The sequence below is a fragment of the Plantactinospora solaniradicis genome (assembly GCF_042658085.1).
Lineage (GTDB): Bacteria > Actinomycetota > Actinomycetes > Mycobacteriales > Micromonosporaceae > Plantactinospora > Plantactinospora solaniradicis.
Genome location: NZ_JBHSPR010000110.1, coordinates 1 through 1,364, shown reverse-complemented (window position 1 = coordinate 1,364; position 1,364 = coordinate 1). Strand labels below are relative to the sequence as shown.

Annotated in this window: 2 protein-coding genes; both read left to right on the top strand. The window is 66.5% G+C overall.

The features are described from left to right. On the top strand, positions 1 to 529 hold a 529-nt coding region (locus tag ACFP2T_RS47240), incomplete at its 5' end, for a cellulose binding domain-containing protein (protein WP_377434446.1). A gap of 232 nt (positions 530 to 761) precedes the next feature. Then, on the top strand, positions 762 to 1,364 hold a 603-nt coding region (locus tag ACFP2T_RS47235; RefSeq protein WP_377434443.1), incomplete at its 3' end, for a cellulose-binding domain-containing protein.

Genomic DNA, 1,364 nt, shown 5'->3' with positions numbered 1-1,364 from the left:
CGTCACCCGGGCCTGCCTCGCGGTCGCCCGCTGCACCGGCATCACCGTCTGGGGTATCCGCGACACCGACTCGTGGCGTACCGGACAGAACCCGCTGCTCTTCGACGGCAACGGCAACAAGAAGGCCGCCTACGACGCCGTACTCACCGCCCTCAACAGCGGCACGGTCGTGCCGACCCCGACCACCACCCGCCCACCGACGACGAGCCCGACCACCACTCCGCCGACGGGTGGCGCGGGCGGCTGCACCGCTTCGGTGTCGGTGAACCAGTGGAACGGTGGCTTCGTAGCCACCGTCCGGGTCACCGCCGGACAGTCCGCGATCACCGGCTGGCGGGTGACGATCACCCTGCCATCGGGCGTCACGGTCAGCAGCTCATGGAGCACCACGCGCAGCGGCGACAGCGGCACCGTCCAGTGGACCAACGTGGACTACAACGGTCGAGTCTCCGCCGGACAGTCCACCGAGTTCGGTTTTCAGGCCAGTGGTACCGGGACCGGCATGGCGCCCAGCTGCACGGCCAGCTGACCGCTCGGGCAGGGCCGGTGCGGAGGGGGCAAACTCCGCACCGGCTCCGGGCTCCTCGTGCAGAGTCGGACTCACCAAGAGGGCAGGAATGTCACCACCGGAGATCAGAACCTCTGACGGATCGAGGTCGAGGGCCCGGGCGCTGCCACAACGAAATTGACGCGGTTGCCAGCCCTCACTCCAAGCGATCCCCAGGCAGCTGTAAACCAGCATCCCATCAGGAGAGTGCTTTATGTCTAGATCAAGAACTATCAATGTTGGTCTGGTGTCGGCCGGCGTCGCGTTGCTGGCGTCAGCGGCGATTGTCGTGCCGTTGCCGGCTGGTGCCGCGGCTGCGGGCTGTTCGGTGAACTATGCCGTGTCGTCGCAGTGGCAGGGCGGATTCGGTGCCAACGTGTCGATCACGAACCTGGGTGATCCGTTGACCGGTTGGACGCTGACGTGGTCGTTCGGCGCCGGGCAGACGGTGACGCAGGCATGGAACGCATCGGTGACCCAGAGTGGTTCGGCGGTGACCGCAAGAAACGTGAGTTACAACGGCTCGATCGCGACCAACGCTACGGTGTCGTTCGGTTTCAACGGGTCATGGACGGGCAGCAACCCGGTGCCGACGAATTTCGCCGTGAACGGTGTGACGTGTACCGGTAGCACGACGCCGACGACAGGCCCGACCACCACGCCGACCACGACCCCGACCACGACGCCGCCGCCGACGGGCACGTGTGATCTTCCGTCGACGTACCGCTGGTCATCGACGGGCTCGCTGGCGAACCCTAGGTCGGGGTGGGTCTCGCTCAAGGACTTCACCTACGCCCCCTACAACGGCAGGCATCTC